17 protein-coding genes are annotated in these 18,351 nt (G+C 61.7%); 7 read left to right on the top strand and 10 right to left on the bottom strand.

Features of this window, described 5'->3' with window-relative positions; translation table 11 throughout:
• Positions 1–9: 9 nt before the first annotated feature.
• Positions 10–786 carry a sulfite exporter TauE/SafE family protein gene (locus tag ACOMDU_RS05210; protein ID WP_421129392.1) on the top strand — a complete coding sequence of 259 codons (777 nt, stop codon included), beginning with the start codon at positions 10–12 and terminating at the stop codon, positions 784–786.
• A 52-nt stretch (positions 787–838) separates the two neighbouring features.
• On the opposite strand, the gene ACOMDU_RS05215 is transcribed toward ACOMDU_RS05210, so the two are convergent.
• From ACOMDU_RS05215 to ACOMDU_RS05245, 7 genes are all read right to left on the bottom strand, one after another.
• Positions 839–1,603 carry a type III pantothenate kinase gene (locus ACOMDU_RS05215; RefSeq protein ID WP_421129393.1) on the bottom strand — a complete coding sequence of 255 codons (765 nt, stop codon included), beginning with the start codon at positions 1,601–1,603 and terminating at the stop codon, positions 839–841.
• A gap of 17 nt (positions 1,604–1,620) precedes the next feature.
• Positions 1,621–2,262 carry an ECF transporter S component gene (locus tag ACOMDU_RS05220; RefSeq protein WP_421129394.1) on the bottom strand — a complete coding sequence of 214 codons (642 nt, stop codon included), beginning with the start codon at positions 2,260–2,262 and terminating at the stop codon, positions 1,621–1,623.
• 191 nt (positions 2,263–2,453) lie between these two features.
• Positions 2,454–6,104, bottom strand: a complete 3,651-nt coding sequence (locus tag ACOMDU_RS05225) for a hypothetical protein (RefSeq protein WP_421129395.1) — start codon at positions 6,102–6,104, stop codon at positions 2,454–2,456.
• 205 nt (positions 6,105–6,309) lie between these two features.
• Positions 6,310–7,266 (bottom strand): GerMN domain-containing protein, encoded by a 957-nt coding sequence (locus tag ACOMDU_RS05230; protein ID WP_421129396.1) that lies wholly within the window; start codon positions 7,264–7,266, stop codon positions 6,310–6,312.
• Positions 7,263–8,798, bottom strand: coding sequence for a sensor histidine kinase (locus ACOMDU_RS05235; protein WP_421129397.1), 1,536 nt, complete (start codon positions 8,796–8,798; stop codon positions 7,263–7,265). The genes ACOMDU_RS05230 and ACOMDU_RS05235 overlap by 4 nt, the downstream gene beginning before the upstream one ends.
• Positions 8,758–9,468: a response regulator transcription factor gene (locus ACOMDU_RS05240; protein WP_022135124.1), complete on the bottom strand. Its 711-nt coding sequence runs from the start codon at positions 9,466–9,468 to the stop codon at positions 8,758–8,760. The genes ACOMDU_RS05235 and ACOMDU_RS05240 overlap by 41 nt, the downstream gene beginning before the upstream one ends.
• On the bottom strand, positions 9,465–9,833 hold the full coding sequence (locus tag ACOMDU_RS05245) for a ComEA family DNA-binding protein (protein WP_421129399.1): 369 nt from the start codon (positions 9,831–9,833) through the stop codon (positions 9,465–9,467). The genes ACOMDU_RS05240 and ACOMDU_RS05245 overlap by 4 nt, the downstream gene beginning before the upstream one ends.
• Before the next feature lie 108 nt (positions 9,834–9,941).
• Between ACOMDU_RS05245 and ACOMDU_RS05250 the strand changes: the two genes are divergently transcribed.
• Together ACOMDU_RS05250 and ACOMDU_RS05255 are read left to right on the top strand one after the other, a co-directional pair.
• Positions 9,942–11,309 (top strand): D-alanyl-D-alanine carboxypeptidase family protein, encoded by a 1,368-nt coding sequence (locus tag ACOMDU_RS05250; protein WP_421129400.1) that lies wholly within the window; start codon positions 9,942–9,944, stop codon positions 11,307–11,309.
• A 1-nt stretch (position 11,310) separates the two neighbouring features.
• Positions 11,311–11,964, top strand: a complete 654-nt coding sequence (locus ACOMDU_RS05255) for an RluA family pseudouridine synthase (RefSeq protein ID WP_421129401.1) — start codon at positions 11,311–11,313, stop codon at positions 11,962–11,964.
• A gap of 78 nt (positions 11,965–12,042) precedes the next feature.
• Here the strand turns inward: ACOMDU_RS05255 and ACOMDU_RS05260 are convergent, their stop codons facing one another.
• The 3 genes from ACOMDU_RS05260 to ACOMDU_RS05270 are packed head-to-tail and all read right to left on the bottom strand — an operon-like array spanning position 12,043 to position 13,999.
• Positions 12,043–12,684 carry a Pr6Pr family membrane protein gene (locus ACOMDU_RS05260; RefSeq protein WP_421129402.1) on the bottom strand — a complete coding sequence of 214 codons (642 nt, stop codon included), beginning with the start codon at positions 12,682–12,684 and terminating at the stop codon, positions 12,043–12,045.
• Between the two features lie 2 nt (positions 12,685–12,686).
• A complete protein-coding gene (locus ACOMDU_RS05265; protein WP_421129403.1) occupies positions 12,687–13,520 on the bottom strand; it encodes a deoxyribonuclease IV in 834 nt (277 codons plus the stop codon).
• Between the two features lie 14 nt (positions 13,521–13,534).
• Positions 13,535–13,999: a YfcE family phosphodiesterase gene (locus tag ACOMDU_RS05270; RefSeq protein WP_421129404.1), complete on the bottom strand. Its 465-nt coding sequence runs from the start codon at positions 13,997–13,999 to the stop codon at positions 13,535–13,537.
• 109 nt (positions 14,000–14,108) lie between these two features.
• Between ACOMDU_RS05270 and ACOMDU_RS05275 the strand changes: the two genes are divergently transcribed.
• From ACOMDU_RS05275 to ACOMDU_RS05290, 4 genes are all read left to right on the top strand, one after another.
• Entirely contained in the window at positions 14,109–14,351 is a 243-nt protein-coding gene (locus ACOMDU_RS05275) for a Smr/MutS family protein (RefSeq protein ID WP_022135117.1), read from the top strand.
• A 12-nt stretch (positions 14,352–14,363) separates the two neighbouring features.
• Positions 14,364–15,173: a carbon-nitrogen hydrolase family protein gene (locus ACOMDU_RS05280; RefSeq protein WP_421129406.1), complete on the top strand. Its 810-nt coding sequence runs from the start codon at positions 14,364–14,366 to the stop codon at positions 15,171–15,173.
• Positions 15,174–15,343: 170 nt separating this feature from the next.
• Positions 15,344–16,780, top strand: a complete 1,437-nt coding sequence (locus ACOMDU_RS05285) for a Na+/H+ antiporter NhaC family protein (RefSeq protein WP_421129408.1) — start codon at positions 15,344–15,346, stop codon at positions 16,778–16,780.
• A 200-nt stretch (positions 16,781–16,980) separates the two neighbouring features.
• Positions 16,981–18,255 carry an aspartate aminotransferase type Ic gene (locus ACOMDU_RS05290; protein ID WP_421129410.1) on the top strand — a complete coding sequence of 425 codons (1,275 nt, stop codon included), beginning with the start codon at positions 16,981–16,983 and terminating at the stop codon, positions 18,253–18,255.
• The last annotated feature ends 96 nt before the right edge of the window (positions 18,256–18,351 follow it).

Consider the following 18,351-nt stretch of genomic DNA (forward strand, 5'->3'; position numbering starts at 1 on the left):
GAATACCGCATGAAGTTCATCACGATACTGGCCGTCACCTTCTTCGCCGGTATGGGCGCAGGACTGGGCACCGGTTTTGCGGGCATGAGCGCCGCGGCGGTCGTCAGTCCCATGCTCATCACATTTCTGGGCATGGACCCCTACATGGCGGTAGGCATCGCCCTGGCCTCCGACGTGCTGGCCAGCGCCGTCTCCGCCTACACCTACCGCAAAAACAAGAACCTGGACATCCGGAACGGCATCATTATGATGGTCACCGTGCTTCTGTTCACCGTGGCAGGCAGCTACATCGCCAGCCTGGTGCCCTCCCGCACCATGGGAAGCTTCTCCGTGATCATGACGTTCCTGCTGGGCGTCAAGTTCATCGTCCGTCCCGTTATGACCACCAAGGAGGCCATGCTGGGTGTTTCCGCCAAAAAGCGTGCCGTCCAGTCTGTGGTCTGCGGCATCGTCATTGGCTTCATCTGTGGCTTCGTGGGCGCGGGCGGCGGCATGATGATGCTGCTGATCCTGACCACGGTGCTGGGCTACGAGCTGAAGACAGCCGTGGGCACCAGCGTGTTCATCATGACCTTTACCGCCCTGACCGGCGCCATTTCCCATTTCACCATCGGCGGCGCGCCGGACTGGACCGTGCTGGCGCTGTGCGTGGTGTTCACCCTGATCTGGGCCCGCATCGCCGCAGTATTTGCCAACAAGGCCGAACCCAAAACGCTGAACCGCGCCACCGGCGTGGTGCTGGTGATCCTCGGCGCCGCCATCATGACCTTCAACCTGCTGAAGTGACCGCTGAAATACGACAAGAACGCCTCCGGCAGTGCCGGAGGCGTTCTTTCCTTCACTTATTCTGCTCATACAGCACGGCCAGACCCCGCAGGATCAGGTCCGCGGCCATATGCATCTCGTGCCGGCACGCCGGCGCGATCACCGGCGCGATGCCGCCGGTAGCCACCACCGTGGCCTTTCGGCCAAGCTCGGCCTCCATCCGGTCGATCAGTCCGTCCAGCAGCAGTGCCGAGCCCAGCACGCACCCGCTTTGCATACACGTCAGCGTGTCGTCACCGATGGCTCTATCCGGCACCGCCAGCGGGATGTCCGGCAGCAGCGCCGTGCCGCCCGCCAGGGACGACAGCGCCAGGTTTGCCCCCGGCAGGATGGCTCCGCCCCGGAACGCTCCCTGCTCATCCAGCACCGTCACCGTGGTGGCAGTGCCCATGTCGACCAGCAGCAGCGGCGGCTGATACAGATCCAGCGCGCCCACGGCGGCGGTCAGCAGGTCCGCGCCCAGCGTCTCCGGCCGCTTGATCCGCACCGGTACGCGGCAGCGGACATTTCCGCCCACCACCAACGGCTCCTTTCCGGTCAGCAGCCGCGCCGCGCCCTGCAGGGCCCGGGTCACCGGCGGCACCACCGAGGAGATGATGACCTGCTCCACCTCCCGCCTGTTCACCTCCGCCAACTCCAACAGCTGGCTCAGTGCCACGGCGTAATCGCCCACGGCGCTGTCGCGCCGGGTGGCGATGCGGAAGCTGCGGCGCACCTCGCGCCCCTCCATCAGTCCCACGACCACGTGGGTGTTGCCCACGTCCAGTGCAAGCAGCATACGAACAGCCTCCCGTCTTATGCGTTGGTCTTGCGTGCGGCCAGCTTGCCGCGGCTGTACACGACCGCCTTGGCGATGGCCGCGCCGGTGATCAGGCACACCACGCCCTCTACCAGGCCGTTCACGCCCACAAAGGCGATGACGAACAGGAATGCGTTGGCACTGCCGAGGGCGGCCACAAAGCCCTGAATGTACTCTGTGTTGTAGAAGCACAGGCACAGGGTGGTCATAAACAGCACCGTGTTGCACAGCGCACCGATCAGGCCCGCCGCGCCGAAGGACCACAGGTTCGTCTTGTCCAGCTTGTTCAGGCCCTTGAAGGCCACGCCGCACAGCCAGCCCGCCAGAATACGGGTGGGCACGCACACCAGGAACGTGTAGATGGGGTTGATACCCAGCAGCACCGCGCCGAACTGGCTCCTGCCGAAGCATTCCCAGAAGCTGATGCAGCCGAACACGCCGCCCAGAATGGCGCCGCTGGCCGGCCCCATGACGATGGCGCCCACGATCACCGGCACCATCAGCAGGGTGATCTCCAGCCCCGGCATCTTGATCATGCCCAGTCCCGTGACCTCCAGCAGCAGCATGATCGCCACCAGCACGGAAATGCGCACCAGATCCTGCACGGTGTATTTTCCGTGCTTCGTTTCGTTATTCATAATTTTTACCTCCTGCTGCCGCCTCCGTCCAGCAGAGTGCGGCGCTCGCACGTATGATACCACATTTTCGCGTTTTTGCAATAGCTGATTTCAAAAAAAGTACCCCCGGCTTCGCCGGGGGTACTGGTCGTATGCCGCACGATCGGTCCGGCGAAGCCGGGGTACTGGCTGTGCGCCGCCGTATAGGCCGGTCAGCGCTTCCTTCTCCGCATCCAGGCCATGCCGCCCACGGACGCCAGCGCCATACCCACGTAGGCCCCGATGCCCGCGTCGAACGTGGTGGGGCTGTCCACCCCGCCGATAGTGAAGTTCATCGTCACCTTGCCCGCGTCGGACAGAATGGTCACCGTGTGCCTGCCGTCCTTCAGCGTCCGCAGATACACCGCCTTCAGATAGACCTCGATGCCGCCGTTGTCCTCGGCGACGTAGTTGGCCGCGGCGATGGTCCTGCCGTCCACCTGCACGCCCTTAAAGCCGCTGAACGCCGCCGTGCTGCGGAACGTCAGCCCGTAGATGCCGGAGGTGTAATCCGTGGCGCTCTTGGCGGCATTAGCCGTCTTCACCGCGGAAATTCCGGGCGTGGACGCGCCGCCGTAGTAGTAGTACCCGCCGCCGGAGCTGCTCTGCGCCGCCGTGCTGATCACAAACGGCGAGAAGCTACTGGTCTTGAAGCAGATGCCCCACTCTGTGTAGGTGCCCTCAAGGGTCTCCGGTGCCATACCGTCGCCGTTCACATAGTGGTCGATCCGCGCCTTGCGCCCGCTGTTAATCAGCCGCTGCGCCTCTGCGTCAGTGATCTCCAGATAGCTGTACGGCAGATAGACCGTATATTCACCGTTCCACTCGCTATGTCCACTCACACGCAGGCGGAAGTACCACTTCTGACCGTTGCCGCCCTCCTGGGGATAGCGTTCACACCAGAATTCACCGCCGCCCTCTGCCACGGCAAAGGGTTCATTGTACGTCTTGTCATGCTCCGGCTCATTTTCGCTGACTTCCGTTTTGGTAGTCATGACAAACGGGCCATTCTTGCCATAGGCTATGGTGTACCCCAGAACGGTATTATTCGCGTCCACCCATTCGATGACCATGCCGCGATAGTTCTGAGTAAAGGCAAAGTAGATCGTCACACCGTCACGTACCAGCCTGTTGGTGGCCACAAAGGGGATAGTCCTCGCCACTGTGTTTTCCGGATAGCTGTTCGTCCGGTTCGGATCGCTGCGCTCCTGGTCGAAGCCCAGCTTCACCATCTTGAACCAATCCGCGTCAAATTCCGCCGGATCGCCTGTGCTTTCAAAGGGGTGCGTGTGGAAACCCGCGACCTTGCCCTTAAATGCATCGTCCGGCACCAGCACAAACCCCTTGTCCAGGTCAGCCAATGAGGGCAAGCCCTTGCTGCCGTCAAACGTAGCCTGGAATCTGCCGGTGCTCTTGTCGTATGTTACGTCTAAGCCGGAACCCGCCGTAATCTTGCCCATCGCTTCGTTGGCAAACTCCTCGCTGGGTGCCACCACGGGAACGCTGGATTGGCTACCGGCGTTCACTATTTGGCTGAATCGATCCTGTGCTGTAGTGGCCATCTCGCCAATGTACAGGGTAAACTGTTCATCATATTGCGCATCACCGGATACCCATGTTAACGTGAACGTTCTTGTTGTCGCCGTTCCCGGCCCGTTTTGGCCATTGGACTGCGGGAAGAACTGCTCGCAAGTCCAGGTGTCGCCGCCATTACTGATCTGCTTGCCGTTCACTGCCGCCAGCTTATAGTCCGACATAGGCGCCGCCACCGTCAGTGTACCGATGTTCTCCCACTTTTTCCCTGCCTCAAAGATGCCTGCCAGCGTGCCCTCCTTGGGCCGTACCACCAGCCGTTCTGCCTCGCGTGCCACGTTCCAGATCTCAGCATTTACACCTGTTACTTTCACACGCTCCTTGTCCTTCACATTTACAGCGGGCACCATGCCGGCCTCTGCCTCATAGGTAAACTGGTCCACAACGCGGATACGCACCAGCACCAGATTTTTGACCGGGCTTCCCTCGTTCATGTTCTTGTTGCTGTTCCACACGGACAGCACCATCATCTCGCCGTAATTTTCGATGGCGTTGACGGTCATAAAGCCGTCCCGCGTATTCACCGCCGCCAGACCGAAGCTGAACTTCTCCATCTCGTCGGTGTACTTGTTCAGCGCTATTGTACCCTTGGCCCAGGCGTCCCAAACGCCGCTGTTGCCGTTGCCGGCCGCCGCGCCGTGGTAGATCTCCTTTGTGGGGTTGCGGAACGTAACCGTATACTTGATACCTTCCGGATTGGCAAGACCGGCTTCGATCCAATGCTGCTTATTACCGGCGTACATCTCCACAGTCAGCACGCCTATACTGTCTATGACTTGGTAATTATAGTTGTAATCTTTGCCGCGTTCCAACTGTCTGGGGAACGTGATCGTAAAGTTCCGCCCCAGATCCGGTGCGGTAAAGCCGCCGGTGCTCCGCAGCATCTCCGCCGCACCGTTTTCTTTGCTCAGTGGATCGGTCTTGACGCTGTCATCCCCCTTGGACTCGGCGATCTGCACCATTGACTCAAAATTTGCCATTCTGCGGGAAAACTTCCACAGCTGAGCTCCCCACGGCGTTTCCTCACGCAAAAACAGCATATCCAATATGTCACGCGCCGCCGGCTGCAAATTGTAGTAAGCATTGATCGCCGCACGCGCCTTCGCGGTATCCGTAAACATGCCATCATTGCCAATATCCGTGCCATTGATAGAAATATCGCCAACAGGAGCCTTGTCGTTGCCGCCCGGCGTATAGGTATACTTCACTACGCCCGTTGTGCTGTCGTTGACCCCGCCCAAGAAGTCGCGCGCTTGCATCCCCGCAACGCTCGCTGCATCCGGGAGCGATTTTACATCAGTGATATTCCCCGTTGTGGGCCCCTGACCGGGATTATTGCCGCCACCCTGGCTGCCATTCAGCTGTTTGTCAAACCGCTGGATCAATCGCCAAAAGCGGAACTGTTCTGTTCCGTTGGGGCCTGTTGCCACACGGATCTCCAACTCGTTCAATGACACTTGCACTGCCGGAGCGAGGTTATTATATTCCGTAATGGCTTCCTTTGCCTTTGCTTCATCCGTGATTTTATCTGTTTCCTTATCGTATATGCTATCGCTGTAGGTAACTGTGTTGTACTCACTTCCATTTCCGAGTTTCCATGTACGATAGGTAAAATACTTATTAAAATACTCGATGGCCGCATTGGCATCAGCCGTAGTAATATACTCCGCGTTATTATACAGATAATCTGTTCCATCGCTGGACTTCAGCAGATGCGTCCCCTCCACCTTACCGGTATCCGGGCCATTGCTGCCTTCATTGATCTGCACCGCCGGCCGCTTTAGTGCCGCCGTGTACATACCCATCAAGTCTCCAAACGTTCTTGTACCGTTTCCATATTTTACCTGATACGCATCAAGTATAGCGGCGATGCTTCTATTTGTATCGCCAATTTGCGCGTTATAGCCGTCCACAGCGTTCTGAACCGTGGCTTTCTGCTCTTGCGTTCGGATAAATTTATCCTGGCGCAATCCAACATTATTTATAACGACAAAAACACCATTTTTATTATCTGCAACTACAAAATAGGTGTTTAAATAATTCTTTATCGCCGTTTTTTCGGCTTCGGTTCCCGTAAGCGCGTCCACTCCCGCCAGCACCGTCTCCATCGTATACGTCTCGTTGCCGGTCTGGACGTCCTCACTCTCCCCATTCGTTTCCGCGATGGCGCTCGTACACAGCCCCAGCGCCATCACCAGCGCCAGCAGCAAACTGACCACTTTTTTCATCATACGTTCCTCTCCTTTCCCGCCAAGAGAGTTCGTTTCAGCCCGCTGAAACGTTGAAAGGGAGTATACTCCCTTGGCGGCACATAATTACTCTTTCTTTATACCACTTTGCCGTCTTTGAAACAATATGCAGGGAGGGAATGGTATATTTTTCGGCATTAAATGCAAAACAGCCGGGCTTTTTGTGCAAAAGTCCGGCTGTTTTCGGTTATTCCGCCATGGGCTGTACGCCGCCCGTGGGCAGTATGGGCCGGCTGATGGGAACGCTCCCCAGCATCAGCTGGTACTCGCCGTCCAGCATCAGCTGCACCTGCGTCACATCCTCCAGTGAGCACAGCGAGTCCACCAGCCCCTGTATCATGCGGTTCTGCGCCTCCGCGTCCTCCGGCAGCAGCGCCGCCACGCTCCCCGGCAGGTTCAGGTAGCATATCCCCTCCTCCGTGCTGGCGTTCAGGGCCGTAAAGCCCTCCGGCAGCAGCGGGTACAGGTCCGCGTAGCTGTCCAGCGGCCGTTCCGTCAGTGCCTTCACCACCGCCTGGGCCACCGTCTCCCCCTCGTACACCGTCAGCCGGCGCTCCTCGCCCACCAGCGTACCGCCGCCGTCCGGGAAGTACAGCTGCACCTTCACCGTCCGCACCACATCGTCCGGGCTGGTCAGCAGCACCTCCTCTGAGGTGTACACCTCGCTGGTCCGGTCCGCAGGCAGCTCGCCCGCCACCGTCAGCCGCACGGCGTAAATGCCGTCCAGCTGCATCAGCGACAGCGTGATGCAGTAGTCCGCGATGGTCCGGTCAATACCGATCAGCTGGTCGTATTCGCTGCTCATGTCCACCGACACCGTTCCGCCGGTGACGGTACAGCTCAGCAGCTGCGTCCCTACGGGTATGGGCGCGATGAATCCCTCCGCCGTGCAGCCGCCCAGCAGCAGCTCCATGATGTACTGCGCCTGCTGCTGGCGTCCCCGGTCCCCGGCGGTGATATCCGCCCAGGGGATGGCGATGCCCTGCACGGCGTCGCCGCCGCCGGCGGACTTGTTCTGCTCGCTCAGGTCCGCCGGGCAGTACAGCCGCAGGCTCCCGCCGTCCGCCGCCTGCTGCTCGCCGCAGGCGCACAGGCTCGCCGCCAGCGCCGCCGCCAGCAGCAGGGAAATGATACGCTTTTTCATGCCTCCTCCCCCCTTTCCGCCAGCGGCAGGTACACGGTGAACACCGTGCCCACGCCGTTTGCGCCGTGGCCGGCGGAGATGGTACCTCCCCGGTTCTCGATGGTGTCCTTCACGATGGACAGCCCCAGTCCCGTGCCGCCCACCTCCCGCGAGCGCATCTTGTCCACCCGGTAGAACCGGTCAAAAATATGCGGCAGGTCCTCGTTCGGTATACCGATGCCGTTGTCGCTGACCGTCAGCACCACCTTGTCCCCATCCACATGGGCCTCCGCCCGGACGAAGCCGCCCTCGGCGGCAGAGTACTTGATGGCGTTCTCCATCAGGTTGTACAGGATCTGATGTACATCGTCGTCGGTGGCCAGCGCCACGGCATCCTCGTCCGCCGCGCCGGATACGGTCACGCCCTTCTCCTGGGCCACCATGGTCAGCATACGCTCCACGCGCTCCAGCACCGGCCTCACCGCCACGGGATAGGGCTGCTGCACCACGCCGCTGTCCAGCCGCGTCAGCCGCAGCAGGTTCTCGGTAATGCGGCTCAGCCGTTCCGCCTCCCGCCCGATGTCGGTGACGAACTCCTTTGTGGTCTCCTCGTCCATGTGATCCGTCTGCAGGATGGAGTCCGTAAGCAGCCGTATGCCCGCCAACGGCGTTTTCAGCTCGTGGCTGGCGTCGGAGACGAACCGCCGCCGGGCGTTCTCCGTGGTCTGCAATCGGTCGGTCAGGCTGTTGAATTCCGCCGCGATCTGGGCGATCTCGTCGGTGCCGCTGGCGTCAGCCCGGTGGCTGTACGCGCCCTCACGCACCTTGCGGATGGCCTGCAAAAGCCCGCTGATCTGCCGGGTCAGCATCTGGCTGAGCACGATGCTCAGCCCCGCCACCAGCAGGGCGATCAGCAGCGAGATAATGAGCAGGTTGTGCCGGAACGCCTCCAGCAGCTCCGACTGCTCCGTGTCGTAGTCATAGGCGTACACCGCGCCCACGATCTGGTTGTGATACACCACAGGCGTGGCCACGCGGCTCAAAAACGCCGTGCCGTCGTAGCTGCAATAGCTGGCGTCCTGTCCCCGCAGGGCCACCGCCACCACGGAGTACAGCGCGTATTCGCCCACGGCGTTGCTGCCCTGCCGGGTGTCGTACAGCACCAGTCCCGCGCTGTTGGTCACCATGATACGGGCCGCGCCGGACTCGTCCAGGCCCTCCAGCGCCGCCTGCACGTTCTCCACCGTCAGCTTCTCCAAGCCCATCATCGCCGACTCGATGACCTTCGCGGTGCTCTTCAGGTTGTTCTGATTGGAGGTCACCATCATGTTCTGGCTCACCAGCAGCGGATAGGAGTTCAGCAGGATCAGCACCGCCGCGATGACCAGGATATAGCTCAGGCTGAACTTCAGCTGCAAGGTCGCCTTGCCCCGCAGCTTGCGTATACCAAGGCCCAGGCGCTGCCGCGTAGTCTGCGCCTGCGGGGTCTGGTCCGTATTTGCTGCCGCCGTGTCACACGGTGGGCTGTTCTTCTCCCTTAAAATAGTAACCAACTCCCCACTTCGTCATAATGTATACCGGGTTGGCGGGGTCCGGCTCCAGCTTTTCCCGCAGCCGTCGGATGTGCACGTCCACCGTCCGATAATCTCCGGCGTAGGAATACCCCCACACCAGGTCCATCAGGCTCTCCCGGCTGTACACCCGCCGGGGGTTTTTCATCAGCAGCTCGATCAGGTCATACTCCTTTGCGGTCAGGTCGATGGTCTTTCCGTCCCGCAGGGCCACCCGCTGCTCCGTATCCAGGCTCAGGTCGCCCACGGTCAGCAGCGGCGTGCGCTGGCGGCTCTGGGCCGCCTGGTTCCCGTTCATGGACCGCCGCAGCAGTGCCCGGATGCGTGCCTTCAGCTCCAGAATGTTAAAGGGCTTCGTCACATAGTCGTCCGCGCCGCAGGCAAAGCCCATCAGCTTGTCGCTGTCCTCGCTGCGGGCGGTCAGCATGATGACGGGCACATCGGAAAACTCCCGTATCTTCATGCAGGCGTCGCTGCCGGACAGGCCGGGCATCATCACGTCCATGACGATCAGGTCGAAGTTCTCCTTCTTCTCCAGCTCCACGGCGGCCGCGCCGTCATAGGCGGTCATCACCTCATACCCCTCGTTCTCCAGATTGAACTTCATGCCCTTCACCAGCAGCTTCTCGTCGTCTACCACCAATATCTTCATTCCTGCGTATCCTCCGTTATGATGTGATCTTGTATGCTCTCCACGATGGCCTGTCCGATTCCCTCCACCCGCGTCAGGTCCTCCGCGCCGGTATAGGGTCCGTTGGCCTCCCGTTCGTCCACGATCCGCTGGGCCAGCACCGGGCCGATCCCCGGCAGGCCGTCCAGCTCCTCCGCGCTGGCGGTGTTGATGTTCACCTTCAGCAGCGCGGGCGCAGCCTCCTCCGACGGCACGGCGCTGATGTCATAGCCGCCCCGCACCTGCCGCGGCGTCAGCAGCCACGTCAGTGCCATCGCCAGGACGAACAGCACCGTCAGTCCCAGCAGGAACACGTCCGTCTTTGTCAATTTTATCCGCTTTCCCACAGTTGACTACCCCGCCTCTTTTGCTTATAATAGGTCATGGACATACCGGCCCCATGCTCCGGACGGGGCCGTCCCCCTATATTATAGCATACATGGAGAAAAAGTCACATGAAAATCCGTCGTTTTATTGCTGTTTTTTTATCCGCCCTGATTTTATGCGGTGTTCTGACCGTTCCCGCCGCCGCGCTGGAGGATCCGGCCATCCGTGCCAAGGCCGCGCTGCTGGTGGAGGCCGAGACCGGCACGATACTCTATGACAAAAATATCCACGATGAGCTGTCCATTGCCAGCACCACCAAGATCATGTCCGCCCTGCTGATCTTCGAGGCCATCGACCGGGGCGAGCTGCGGCTGGACCAGCAGGTCACCGCCACCGCCACCGCCCTGCGCGGCCTGCCGGAGGACGGCAGCACCGCCGACATCGTGGAGGGTGAAACGCTGACGGTGGAGCAGCTGCTGTACTGTATGCTGGTCATCTCCGCCAACGAGACGTGCAACATCCTGGGCGAAACGCTGTGCGGCAGCGTAGATGCCTTTGTGGCGCGCATGAACCAGCGCGCCCAGGAGCTGGGGTGCAAAAACACCCACTTCGCCAACACCACCGGCCTGACCCAGTCCGGCCACTACTCCTCCGCCTACGATCTGTATCTCATCACCCGCGAGGCCATAAAGCACGAGGACTTTATGACCATGGTGAACACCAAGTCCTATGAGATACCTCCCACCAACAAGACCGAGGAGGAGCGCGTGCTCCACAGCACCAACGCCCTGATCTCCAACTGGCGGCTGGCCGGGTACCTGTACTCCGGCGCCCAGGGCATTAAGACCGGCAGCACCGATGCCGCCGGCCAGTGCCTTGTCTCCTCCGCTGTCCGCGGCAGCCGCACGCTCATCAGCGTGGTGCTGGGCGCGGAGAAGGTCGAAAAGGAGAACGGCTCCGGCTACATCGTGGAGAGCTTTACCGAGACGGCCCGTCTGTTCGACTGGGGCTTTGACAACTTTGCCCCCCAGCAGGTGCTGGACGAGAATGAGCTGATCCAGGAGGTCCCCGTGGCCCTGAGCAAGCAGGTCTCCACCGTGGCCGTCCACCCGGCGGAGAGCGCCGACGCCATGCTGCCCAAGGATCTGGACGTCAGCGCCCTGACCCGCACCGTCACGCTGGATAACGAGACGGCGCTGGCCCCCATCGCCGCCGGCGACCGCCTGGGCGAGATCACCGTCAGCTACGGCGACACCACCTACGTCACCGTACCCCTGCTGGCCGTGGCCGACGTGTCCGCCAGCCGCTTCCTGTCCCTGCGCCACGCCATCGGCGAATTCTTCTCCCAGCGCTCCGCCCGCATCGCCGTTCTGGCGCTGGTGGTGCTGGTCGCCGCCCTGGTTCTGTGGTTCCGGTTCTACGGCCGCAACCGCCGCTACGGCAAGCCCGGCAGCAAGCAGTACCGCCACCACTCCTACCGCGGCCGCCGTCACTGATATGGCGCCTATCCGTATACTCTACGAGGACCCGTATCTGGTCCTCTGCGTCAAGCCCGTGGGCGTCCTGTCGGAGGACAGCCCCTCCGGTGCCTGTATGCCCTGCCTGCTGCGCGAGCACTACCGCGCCCTGGGGCAGAACGACTATATCGCCACCGTCCACCGGCTGGACCGGCTGGTGGGCGGCGTTATGCTGTTCTCCCGCCGCCGGGACGTCACCGGAAAGCTCACCGCCGCCGTGGCAGAGCACCGCGTCACCAAGGAATACCTGGCCGTTCTCCGGGGCACGCCGGCACAGGACGAAGCCACCCTCACTGACCTGCTGTTCCGCGACGCCGCCCACAACAAAAGCTACGTGGTCAAACGTATGCGGAAGGGCGTCCGCCAGGCGTCCCTCAGCTACACCGTCCAGGGCGAAGCGGACGGCCTGACGCTGGTGCGCGTGCATCTGCACACCGGCCGCACCCACCAGATCCGGGTGCAGTTCTCCTCCCGCGGTCTCCCCCTGATGGGGGATATCCGCTATGGCAGCAAGGCCGACTGCTCCCCCGCCCTGTGGTCCACGCGGCTGGCGCTGACACACCCCGTCACCGGCAAGCCCATCGACGTTTCCTGTCCCCCGCCGGACGCCTGGCCCTGGAATTTGTTTGCATGAAAAAAGACCGCCTCCGGCGGTCTTTTTCATGCAAACGCACGGGAAAATAAAAGCGGTCCGTTGCTCATACATGAAGCTCTATGCCAGTAAATGCCCGATCCCCACAAACAGACACCCCACTCCAAAGAAAAACGTCAGGATGGCTGTGGCGTACAGCCAGAACCGCCCCGCCCCCAGCCTGGGATAGTCCAAAAACGGATAGGGGTACAGTTGGCCGGTGCGTCCGATAGGCTTGCCGGTCCCGGCCCGCAGCATGGCAAAGGCAAAATACGCCAGCGGCAGCACCAGCCACCAGACGGCGTGCCCCACCGTCAGCCCTGCCTTGTCCTGCCACAGCAGCCACTGCAGCACCGTCAGCCCCGGCGTAATAAAGTGTACGCAGACATTCCCGAAGGAAAAGCGCCCCTTCAGCCAGCTCTCATCGTCCCGCCGGTGGGCGGTCGGCAGCAGCACAAAGGCGTAGATCAGGTGCGTCACATAGATGCACAGCGTCATACTCAGCGCCACGCCCGGGGAACTGAGCCACCGGAACGCGCCGCAGTGGGGGTCATGCCCGCTGGCGCCCAGCGCCAGCTCATAGAGCAGTATCAGCAGATTGCTCAGGTGTGTGTAGTACACGAAAAAACCGGCGCGGATACAGTGCTTCTCCGGCAGCCACGCCTTTTTGTACAGTCCGATGGCGGTGACCAGCACGATCACCAGCGCCGACAGCCGCAGCACGGTCATCCCTCCCGCAGCGCCTTCAGCAGTGCGATCTCCCGTGCGTAGCCCGCCAGTTCATTGGGCGTCTCCAGCACAAAGGGCAGCCCCTGCAATGCGGGATGCCGCACCACCCGGCCCAGCGCCTCCGCGCCCAGACAGCCCTCACCGATGCGGGCGTGGCGATCCTTGTGGGCGCCCCGTGGGTTCAGACTGTCGTTGATGTGCACTGCCTTCAGTCTCTCCAGACCGATGACCCGGTCGAACTCCGTCAACACCCCGTCCAAGTCGTCCGCGATGTCGTACCCCGCGTCGGACACATGGCAGGTGTCCAGACACACCCCCAGCTTATCCGACAGTGCCACCCGGTCGATGATCTCCCGCAGCTCCTCGAACCGGCTGCCCACCTCACTGCCCTTGCCGGACATGGTCTCCAGCAGGACGGTGGTGCGGAGGCCCGGCGTAAGGATGGCGTTCAGCGTCTCCGCGATCTGGGCAATACCCGTCTCCATACCCTGCCCGGTGTGGCTGCCGGGATGGAAGTTGTACACGTTGCCGGGCAGGTGCTCCATCCGCTTCAGGTCGTCCGCAAGCGTCATGCGGGCAAACTCCCGGGTGTGCTCATCCTTGGAGCAGGGATTGATGGTATACGGCGCGTGGGCCACCAGTGTGCCGAATTCGTTTTCCGCCGCCAGCGCCAGAAACGCCGCCACATCCGCCGGGTCGATGGCCTTGGCCTTGCTGCCCCGTGGATTGCGGGTGAAAAACTGAAACGTGTTGGCCCCGATGGACAGGGCCGTCCTGCCCATGGCCAAAAAGCCGTCTGAGGCGGACAGATGACACCCGATATAGAACATGGCCTTCACTCCCTTCACAGCCGCAGGGTGGACACATCAGCCCTGCCGTTTTCGATGGTCAGCACGCCGCAGGTAGGATGCAGTGGATCCCCTGCCGCGCCGGGGTTCAGCGTCAGCAGTGAGCCGTCGTTGTCCACCAGCGGCACATGGGTATGTCCGAACAGCAGCACCTGTGCACCGTACTCCTTCGCCGCGTACATGGCGGCCATAGGCGAACGCTTCACGTTCCGCGTGTGCCCGTGCAGCGCAAAGATCCGCACGCCGCCGATCTCCAGCAGCCATTCCGGCTGGTCGCAGCTGCCCCAATCACAGTTGCCCGGCACACCCTCCATGGGCAGCGCCGGGAACCGCGCCCGCAGGGCCGTCAGGTCCCGCTGGCAGTCCCCCAGGTGCAGCACCCGGTCCGGCGCTGTCAGCTCCACCGCGCGGGCCATATTGTCCACATTCCCGTGGGAATCGGAAAGTACCAGAATTCTCATAATTGCCTCACAAATGTATCCTATTTGTGACGTATTATACCACGTCCACCTTGCAAACTCAACGCTTTTGCGGTATCATAAAAGCAACAAAAGTTCGGAGGTGCTCAATATGGTGGGCGGCGTGATGGAGCTGGATCTCCACGGCATGAATACGTACCAGGCGCAGATCGCCATCGACGCGGCGCTGCGCCGCTGCGGCGGCGGTGTCTACCGCCTGCGCCTCATCCACGGCTACCGGGGCGGCACCGCCATCCGGGATATGCTGTGGACGGTGTACAACAAGCGCAGTCAAGTGAAACGACTTGTCAGTATCAGTGAGGGCGTCACCGAGCTGGTCCTGCGCGAGTATTAAGGAGGGACCCCCATGAAGCTGGCACAAATTCAAATGCACGTCACCGCCGACAAAGCCGCCAACCTCCGCCACGCGGAAGACCTGCTGCGCTCCGTCCGCGGCGCCGACATGGCCATCCTGCCGGAGATGTTCTGCTGCCCCTACGACAACGCCTGTTTCCGCGCCTACGGCGAGCCTGAGGGCGGTCCGGCATATCAGATGCTCTCCCGCACCGCACGGGAGCTAAGGCTCTGGCTGGTGGGCGGCTCCCTCCCCGAGCTGGACGGTGACAAGATCTATAACACCGCCTACGTTTTCGACCCCACAGGCACCTGCGTGGCCCGCCACCGGAAAATGCACCTGTTCGACATCGACGTGCAGGGCGGCCAGTCCTTCCGCGAGTCCGCCACCCTGTCGCCGGGGAGCGATATCACCCTCTTCGACACGCCCTATGGCAGAATAGGCCTGTGCATCTGCTTTGACCTGCGGTTCGAGGAGCTGTGCCGCCTCATGGCTCTGGAGGGTGCCCGGGTCTTGCTGGCCCCGGCAGCCTTCAACATGACCACCGGCCCCGCCCACTGGGAACTGCTCCTGCGTCAGCGTGCGGTAGATAACCAGTGCTTCACCGTGGGTGCCGCCCCCGCCCGGGACGAGGCCGCCTCCTATGTGGCCTGGGGCCACTCCCTGATCTGCGACCCCTGGGGCACGGTGCTGCATGAATGCGGCAGCGGCGAGGAAACCGCCGTCGTCGACCTGGATCTCTCCCGGGTGGATGCCGTCCGGCAGCAGCTGCCTATCCTCTCCGCCCGCCGGACGGATATATACGATATCCGCCGGAGGTAGGTCTGCTATCGATTTCTCAGATAGCCAGATGGCGCAATTTTTTAAAATACTCATTGACAAAAGTTTCCTTTTACGATACCATACGATTTGTGGATGCCCGCGCTGTCCTCGCAGCGCGGACATTTTCTGCGCCGCAGGCGCTGTTTGGATAGAAAGAAAGGATACCAGCTATGAAAAACCTCAACGAAAAGCGGCCCAGTGGGCTGGCGCTGCTCCCCTTCGCGATGTTCATCGTCATCTACATGGGCGCCGGTATTTACTACCAGGTAAAGGGTATGGAGATGGCCTTTTACCAGTTCCCCTCCGTCACCGCCATGTTCCTGGCGGTGCTGGCGGCCTTTATCATGTTCAAGGGCACCATTAACGAGAAGTTCGACACCTTTGCCAAGGGTGCCGCCAACGTGGACATCCTCACCATGCTGATGATCTACATTCTGGCCGGCGCCTTCGCCAACGTGGCGGCGGTCATGGGCGGCCGCGAATCCACGGTAAATCTGGGCCTGTCCCTGGTGCCGGTGGAATTCCTGGCCGCCGGTCTGTTCGTCATCTCCGCCTTTATGGGCACCGCCACCGGCTCCTCCATGGGTACCGTCACCGCCGTGATCCCCATCGCCGTGGGTATTGCGGAAAAAGGCGGCCTGTCCCTCACCGTGGTCATCGGTGCCGTGGTGGGCGGCGCCATGTTCGGCGACAACCTCTCCATGATCTCCGACACCACCATTGCCGCCACCCGCAGCCAGCGCTGCGAAATGCGCGACAAGTTCCGTGTCAACTTCCTCATCGCTCTGCCGGCGGCACTGATCACCCTGGTCCTCCTGCTGATCTTCGGCCGTCCGGAGACGGTCATGCCCCTGGAGGCCCTGCCCTTCGATCTCATCAAGGTTCTGCCCTACGTGCTGGTGCTGGTCCTGGCCCTGTGCGGGCTCAACGTGTTCCTGGCCCTGACCGTGGGCATCTTCTCCGCCGGTCTGGTGGGCATCTGCTGCGGTGATCTGACCATTGCCGCCTTCGCCCAGAGCGTGTGGGACGGCTTCACCGGCATGAACGAGGTATTCTTCCTGACGCTGCTGTGCGGCGGTATGTCGGAACTCATCGCCAAAAACGGCGGCATCGCCTGGATCATCCAGAAGCTGCGGAAAGTCATGAAGGGCAACAAGTCCGCCCAGGTCGGCATCGCCGCCATGGTCTCCCTGTGCGACTGCGCCACCGCCAACAACACCGTGGCCATCATCGTGGCCGGCGACATGGCCCGTGACGTGTCCCATGAATACAAGGTGGATCCCCGCCGCACCGCCTCCCTGCTGGACATCTTCTCCTGCGTGTTCCAGGGCATCATCCCCTACGGCGCGCAGCTGCTGAGCGCCGCCGCCCTGGCCAACGCCACCGTGACCTCCGACGCCCTGCACACCAGCCCCGCCGCCATCGTGGGCGGTATGTGGTACTGCTGGATCCTGGCCGCCGTGGGCCTGCTGTCCATCTTCGTTCCTTTTGCCGATGGTGTCTGCCGGAAAGACCCGTGGAACTGGGAATACGGCTGCGCCCAATCCGCCGTGGCCGCCAAAAAGGCCCTGCTGGAAAAGGAAGCGGAGGATGTCTCCGCCCAATAACGCTCCCTGTCTTTGCCGCCGCGGCACACCCCCCCCTGGCCGCGGCGGCACTTTTTTGTCAAAATATACGGTACCTCCCACCCGCCTGGAGAAATTCTCTTCTGCGATATTCACAAATTGTGGTTGCAATTTTTGTGCAAATAGTGTAGTATAATTCGCAAGAAATCCGCATGGAACACAAGGAAACGGAGGAAAATGCAATGAAGAAATATACAGACATGAGCCTTCAGGAGCGTCAGGCCGAATACGCCGCCGTGCAGGTGGAATACGAAAAGCTCAAGGCCATGGGTCTCAGCCTGAATATGGCCCGTGGCAAGCCCGGCAAGGCCCAGCTGGACCTGGTCACACCCATTTTCAGTCTGCTGACCAAGCCGGAGGACTTTGTCTCCGACGGCATCGACGTCCGCAACTACGGCGAGGTGGCGGGTATCCCCGCGGCCAGAAGGCTGTTTGCCGACATTCTGGGCTGCAAGCCCGAGCAGGTGTTCGTGGGCGGCAACGCCAGCCTCCAGCTGATGTACGACGCCGTATCCAAGGCTTTCACCCACGGTCTGCTCCACAGCGAAAAGCCCTGGTGCAAGCTGGACAAGGTCAAATGGATCTGCCCCGTTCCCGGCTATGACCGCCACTTCAAGGTCACCGAGAGCTTCGGCGTAGAGATGATCTCCGTCCCCATGACCGCCGACGGCCCCGACATGGACCAGGTAGAGGCCCTCATCAAGGACCCCGCCGTCAAGGGTATGTGGAATGTCCCCAAGTACTCCAACCCCGAGGGCGTGATCTACTCCGCCGCGACCATCGACCGTCTGGCGAAGATGAAGCCCGCCGCCCCCGACTTTATGCTCATGTGGGACAACGCCTACTGCATCCACGAGTTCGACTGCGACTATGTGGAATTCCCCGACATCATCAGCCTGTGCGCGAAGTACGGCAATGCCGACATGGTCTACGAGTTCGCCTCCACCAGCAAGGTCACCTTCCCCGGTGCCGGCGTGGGCGTCATGGCATCCAGCGCCGACAACATCGCCTACTTCTCCAAGCTCATCAACATCCAGACCATCGGCTTCGACAAGATCAACCAGCTGCGCCACGTTCTGTTCCTGAAGGACAAGGCCCACACCCTGGCCCTGATGAAGCAGCACGCCGCCATCCTGGCCCCCAAATTCCACGCGGTGCTGGACGCTCTGGACAAGGAGATCGCCCCGCTGGGCATCGCCGGCTACAAGCGCCCCGTGGGCGGCTACTTTGTCAGCGTGGACGTCATGCCCGGCTGCGCCAAGCGCACCCTTGCCCTGTGCAAGGAGGCCGGCGTCACCATGACCGGTGCCGGTGCCACCTTCCCCTACGGCAAGGACCCCCAGGACAGCAACATCCGCATCGCTCCCTCCCTGCCGCCGGTGGCGGAGCTGGAGCAGGCCATCGCCGTGTTCTGCACCTGCCTGAAGCTGGCCGCCCTGGAAAAGCTGGGCGTGTGAGCTGCAAAACCTCACGCCGCCCACATAAAACCATCCCCCCGGCGACGCTTCACACCCCCATATAAAATCCCCCCGGCGAAGCCGGGGGGATTTCTT

It is taken from the genome of Vescimonas sanitatis, from assembly GCF_049060325.1.
In the GTDB taxonomy this organism is placed as follows: domain Bacteria; phylum Bacillota; class Clostridia; order Oscillospirales; family Oscillospiraceae; genus Vescimonas; species Vescimonas sanitatis.

Excerpts from the sequence above, each read along its gene's own strand:
- ACOMDU_RS05285 (WP_421129408.1), top strand. The coding sequence starts at position 15,344 with ATGAAAAACCTCAACGAAAAGCGGCCCAGTGGGCTGGCGCTGCTCCCC.
- ACOMDU_RS05220 (WP_421129394.1), bottom strand. The coding sequence starts at position 2,262 with ATGAATAACGAAACGAAGCACGGAAAATACACCGTGCAGGATCTGGTG.
- ACOMDU_RS05210 (WP_421129392.1), top strand. The coding sequence starts at position 10 with ATGAAGTTCATCACGATACTGGCCGTCACCTTCTTCGCCGGTATGGGC.
- ACOMDU_RS05280 (WP_421129406.1), top strand. The coding sequence starts at position 14,364 with ATGAAGCTGGCACAAATTCAAATGCACGTCACCGCCGACAAAGCCGCC.
- ACOMDU_RS05240 (WP_022135124.1), bottom strand. The coding sequence starts at position 9,468 with ATGAAGATATTGGTGGTAGACGACGAGAAGCTGCTGGTGAAGGGCATG.
- ACOMDU_RS05230 (WP_421129396.1), bottom strand. The coding sequence starts at position 7,266 with ATGAAAAAGCGTATCATTTCCCTGCTGCTGGCGGCGGCGCTGGCGGCG.
- ACOMDU_RS05250 (WP_421129400.1), top strand. The coding sequence starts at position 9,942 with ATGAAAATCCGTCGTTTTATTGCTGTTTTTTTATCCGCCCTGATTTTA.
- ACOMDU_RS05270 (WP_421129404.1), bottom strand. The coding sequence starts at position 13,999 with ATGAGAATTCTGGTACTTTCCGATTCCCACGGGAATGTGGACAATATG.
- ACOMDU_RS05255 (WP_421129401.1), top strand. The coding sequence starts at position 11,311 with ATGGCGCCTATCCGTATACTCTACGAGGACCCGTATCTGGTCCTCTGC.
- ACOMDU_RS05225 (WP_421129395.1), bottom strand. The coding sequence starts at position 6,104 with ATGATGAAAAAAGTGGTCAGTTTGCTGCTGGCGCTGGTGATGGCGCTG.
- ACOMDU_RS05275 (WP_022135117.1), top strand. The coding sequence starts at position 14,109 with ATGGTGGGCGGCGTGATGGAGCTGGATCTCCACGGCATGAATACGTAC.
- ACOMDU_RS05215 (WP_421129393.1), bottom strand. The coding sequence starts at position 1,603 with ATGCTGCTTGCACTGGACGTGGGCAACACCCACGTGGTCGTGGGACTG.
- ACOMDU_RS05265 (WP_421129403.1), bottom strand. The coding sequence starts at position 13,520 with ATGTTCTATATCGGGTGTCATCTGTCCGCCTCAGACGGCTTTTTGGCC.
- ACOMDU_RS05290 (WP_421129410.1), top strand. The coding sequence starts at position 16,981 with ATGAAGAAATATACAGACATGAGCCTTCAGGAGCGTCAGGCCGAATAC.